The organism is Nostoc sp. (genome assembly GCF_036917815.1).
GTDB lineage: Bacteria > Cyanobacteriota > Cyanobacteriia > Cyanobacteriales > Nostocaceae > Nostoc.
Genome location: NZ_JBALEK010000032.1, coordinates 1 through 5,243, shown reverse-complemented (window position 1 = coordinate 5,243; position 5,243 = coordinate 1). Strand labels below are relative to the sequence as shown.

The 5,243-nt window shown below is 45.2% G+C and carries 2 protein-coding genes and 1 pseudogene; all 3 read left to right on the top strand.

The genetic code is table 11. The annotated features are described in order from the left end of the window. The first annotated feature begins 779 nt into the window (after positions 1-779). Positions 780-926, top strand: a complete 147-nt coding sequence (locus tag V7K97_RS08230; protein WP_334800369.1) for a hypothetical protein — start codon at positions 780-782, stop codon at positions 924-926. After that, the gene (locus tag V7K97_RS08225) at positions 923-4,471 is read left to right on the top strand and encodes a response regulator (protein ID WP_334800368.1); all 3,549 of its coding nucleotides are present in this window, start codon (positions 923-925) and stop codon (positions 4,469-4,471) included. Before V7K97_RS08230 ends, V7K97_RS08225 begins: the two co-directional genes overlap by 4 nt. A gap of 68 nt (positions 4,472-4,539) precedes the next feature. Beyond that, a pseudogene (locus tag V7K97_RS08220) lies at positions 4,540-5,243 on the top strand (hypothetical protein); the annotation flags it as partial.

Sequence of the window (5,243 nt, the reverse complement as noted above, 5' to 3'; positions counted from 1 at the left end):
ATTGATTAGGGAGCGAGTTGGAATCGTCGCCGTCCGCTCCCTATCCCCACCCTATGAGTACATTGAGGGTGGGGACTTCCGCGATACGTTAAATTCAGTAGGTTCAGGTGCATCCCTTGTTTTAATTAGACACGATATCAGACTGATTACCACAAAAACATCTGTAAAGTGATACAGCTTTGGGTGAGTGGGCAGAGAAATAGCATAACTTGTCCGTAGGGAACACCGACAAAATTGTTAAGTAAGTACACCATCGGCAAACTCTGGTTTAAAACTACCCTTGGTTGTAGTACTGAACTTATTTTTGCAGTTGCCGCTACACTGACAGTACCTGGCTACTAAATTAGATGAATATGTTGTACAGCCACTGGGACAAGAGTCCGTAAGGTTCCGCAATCCCTAATTTCTAACTCTTCAACGACTAACACTTGTCTTAATGATAGTTCTGATTGCTAAATTAGAAAGAGGTATTTGTCTAATACTATACTTTGGCTTTAAATCTTATTGTTTTAATCTTGCTGCTCTACCATGACTACCATAAATAAAATTTACCTGCAAGTGTTAGTACAACTGCTGTGGAGGGAAAACTTAATATGCAGCTTCATCTGGATCTTTCAGCTAGCTATGAGCGCTGTATGTATTATGAGACATTGCTCACGGGGGGTGAAGGAAGATTTGGCAAGCAAGCCTCGACTCTGTAACACTAAAACTGACTATGAAAGCAATTACACTGCACCAAAGCAAACGGTAATCGGCACAAGCCATTGAGACGAAACACTGTGAGCAAACGCTCCTACACTCAGCAGTCATATAGCCAAACAGCCTTATTGGTCGAAATGCTCTGCTCTCACCTGACTCAGAAAAATCCTTACCTGATCAGATTATTCTTTATCCGACTGCCGTTGCAGCAGGAAAGCGGTGCATGAAATCCCAAGCAAACAGTAAGCCTAAAATTTTGGTTGTCGATGATGAACCGGACAACCTTGACTTGCTTTACCGCACTTTCTATCGCGAGTATAAGGTGCTAAGGGCAACCTCTGGCCCTGCGGCCCTCGATCTGCTGGCTCAAGAGGGAGAGGTCGCGGTGATCATCTCCGACCAGCGGATGCCGATGATGAGCGGTACAGAATTTTTGAGTCTGACAGCAACTCAATATCCAGATATTATTCGGATTATTTTAACTGGTTACACCGATGTCGAAGACCTCGTGGAAGCAATCAACGCTGGCAAGGTATTCAAATATGTGACCAAACCGTGGGAAGCTGAGGAACTCAAAGCAGTGGTACGCCAAGCTTTGGATACCCACAATGTTCTCAAAGCCAGAACTCGTGAACTTACCCGCACACTCCGTCAAGAATCGCTGCTGAATACCGTTACAAATACGATTCGCAGTGCTTTAGACTACAGACAAATTTTGCAGGCAATTGTCGATACAGTGGGTCACATGTTGGAGGTGGATGTCTGTCTGTTGCGTCCCTTTCAAGATGAGCAGTTGGCGGATAAGGGATTCATTTATCAGAAGCCTCTTTCTGAAGAAGCAGAGGTGCAGGGGAGCGGAGGGGATGTTGCAGTAAATCCTTCCCCTCTACCCCCCATCTCCTCTCCCTCTCTGCCTCTTTTGGCTCAGACAGTGTGGGAAACTCGAGAAGTTCAGGTGATTCACGATGTGGTCGATGATGAGCGCATTTACGGTGATACTCCTGAACTGCGCCAACGTGGGGCAGCTTTTGCTGCTGCTAATATTTGTTCTAGTTTAGTTGTGCCATTAATCTGCCAACAAGAACTGATGGCAGTACTGGCACTCCACCAGTGTTCTCTGCCTCGCTTTTGGGGGGATGATGAGGTGCAGTTAGTGTTGATGGTAGCGGATCAGGCAGCCTTAGCTTTGTCTCAAGCTTATGCTTATGAACAAGTACGTGCCCTTGCCAAACGAGAAGCCCTCATTAATACGATTACTAGTGCGATTCGCTCTAGCCTAGATCCCCAAGATATTTTTGCGGCGATCACTCAGCAATTGGGACAAGCTTTACAAGTCGATGGCTGTGTTCTGTCTTTGTGGACAGAGGATGATGAGTTTGTCGAGTGTGTGGGCTTGTATGACAGTTATCAACATTTGGAAAATTTACGTAGGCACAGCCCAACCCAGGCATCGCTAGCCCCAGAGAATCGCTTAAGTAGCAATAATCACCTATCAAACCAGAGATTACCTTATTCTCAAGCATCCATACAGGAAAATCCCATCCTCCAACAAATGCTACAGACACATGAACCTGTGGTAATTGGTAATGTGAGTCATTCTGCCTCAGATGTACGGGGTTTTGATTTGCCTTTAAAAATGCCAGCGCGATCGCTAATGTTTGTGCCATTATTGGCTGATGGGAAATGTATCGGTAGTATTACGTTACATGAAGGTAAAAAAGTACGCCAATGGCTGCCGTCTGATATTGATTTGGCGAAAGCAGTAGCAGCTCAAGCCGCGATCGCTGTCCAGCAGTCACACTTGTATCATAAAACTCGTCAACAAGCTGAACGCCTACTGGAATTAGACAAACAAAAAACCGAATTTTTCCAAAATATTTCCCATGAGTTTCGCACACCCATCACCTTGATTCAAGGGCCTTTAGAGTCTGCGGTGGCGGCTGGTGAAGGATTATCTTACGCCCAAAGTGCGATCGCCCTGCGTAACTCCCGCCGCCTCCTGCGACTGGTAAATCAACTCCTGGATTTACAACGCCTGAATGCGGGGCGAATGCAGCCTAGCTTCCATCCCTGCGATTTAGTGGAATTTGTCAACCAAATAGTGGAATCTTTTCGTCCCTACTGCGAGAAAAAGAAACTGCATCTCACCACCCAGTTTGATGAATGTTCGACCGTATACCTGGACATGGAAAAATTTGACAAGGTGGTTTATAACCTGCTGTCAAATGCCATGAAGTTTACTCCCGAAGGTGGCACGATCAATGTCAGACTAAAATCTGAGCGCGATCACTGCATATTGCAAGTACAAGATACTGGAATTGGTATTGTTAAAGAACAAATTCCCCACCTATTCGAGCGCTTTCGTCAAGCTGAAGGTTCAGCAAACCGCTCCTATGAAGGCAGTGGTTTGGGTTTAGCTTTAGTTAAAGAATTGGTAGAATTACATGGTGGTCAAGTCACTGTGGAGTCAGTTTACGGACAAGGCACTACCTTTAGTTTATGGCTTGTGACTGGAAATGCTCATTTACCCGCACAGCAAGTACTAGAAACGACTACCGAACTGAACACGAGCCGCGCTAGTGTAGAATTGGCTGATTTAGAACTGGTAGAGCCAACAATAGACAATATTGAAGATATTACAATAAACTCCTCCCCCAGTATTGATACTCAAGACTCAGCACTTAAGACTCAGCACTCAATTTTAGTTGTAGATGACAACCCGGATTTGCGAACCTATGTATCTGAGATTTTCCGACGCAACGGCTATCGTGTACAGACGGCTCGTAACGGTTCTGAAGGTCACATTAGAGCTCAGGAAATTATACCCAACTTGATTGTGACTGACTTAATGATGCCCTTGGTGAGCGGACTTGAGATGATTCAGCTGATCCGCAATGAGGAGAAGTTGAAAGGAATACCAATCATTCTGCTGACAGCGAAAGTTGACGAGGAAACCCGCATCGAAGGTACAGAACATGGGGCGGATGCTTATTTAGCAAAACCATTCAACGATCGGGAACTTTTAGCGGAAGTTCGGAATCTTTTAGCGTTGAAGGAAAATGAACGACGAATCGTGGAGTTAAATACTTATTTAACAGAATCGGTTCTAAAGCGCTTCTTGCCTGCTGTGTTGGTGCAAAAAGCTGCAACTGGAGATTTAACGTTAGATTTGCGCCCAGAACCACGCTTAATTACAGTTTTGTTTAGTGATATCGTCGGTTTTACACAGCTATCAAATACTCTCAGATCCCGACGGGTAGCAGAGTTGCTAAATGAATATTTAGAAGCCATGACTAAGGTTGTCTTTAGCAATGGCGGCACTGTAGATAAATTTATGGGAGATGCTATTTTAGCTTTATACGGAGCGCCGGAAGAACTAACCCCCAATGAACAGGTGCGTCGTGCCATCAATACAGCGAGAGCAATGCACCACTCACTAGCTGAATTGAACCAGCGCTGGCAAAACCAAGGTGTATTCGATGGCGACAAACTTACTAGCGTACAGTTCCGGTGTGGTATCCACCAAGGTACTGCTGTTGTGGGGATGTTTGGTAGCGCTGAACGTGCCGATTATACTGCCATTGGCCCAAGTGTGAATATTGCTGCAAGGTTGCAAGCTGCTGCTGTTCCCGGTACGATCCTGGTTTCTGCTGCCGTGGCAGATTATTTACAGGAAGAAGAAATTACTAAAGGTAGTCCCCTAGAACTTAAAGGAGTAGATGAAACAGTTTTGACTTTCGCTGTTACATCAGAGGTAATGGTTAATCGCTAGAATTTAGACTGGCATTTTAAAGCATTACCCATGAGTAAAAGTGCCTAATCATATCCAGTTTCTACAATATGACACCATCGGTTGCAGACAAAACTCCAATTCCAGCGAAAGTTTGGAGGCGACACACTGACCCACCAGGTTTGTGGATTTCTGTCGTTATGGGTTCAGTCTCTCTGCACTTGTTGGTGTTCTGGCTGATGCGCTCATCTAATGCGTTTAGTCTATGGTTTCCCCAACAAACTCAATCTGCTGTTCCCATTGAATTGATAGACATTGCTCCTAAAACAAAATTAACAGCCAAAACAGTTTCGCCAAAGCCACTATCCTCAACTCAAAAGTCTGTACCAGCACGTTCACCACAAACAGCACGAACTACGCCCAGAAATCAAGATTTTGGTGCAATAAATTCTGCTGATCATCTCCAGCAGAAGAGCCGAACTTACGCATCTAAACCGAATAGCAAACCCAAACCCTTTAGGCAACAGAGAGCTCCCAAGCCGACACCGACACCAACACCGACACCGACACCTACAGCCACACCGATACCGACACCGACACTGACACCTACAGTTCCAGTCGGTAATCTACCTTGGAACCGCCGTCAAGACATCAAACTGGGAAAAGGAACGCTACTACCAACAGGTATTCCATCAAATCCAGTAGTTTCCGAAACTCCAACTAGAGAAACTCCACAAACTCCCACTAGAGAAACTCCACAAACTCCAACTAGAGAAACTCCACAAACTCCCACTAGAGAAACTCCACAAACTCC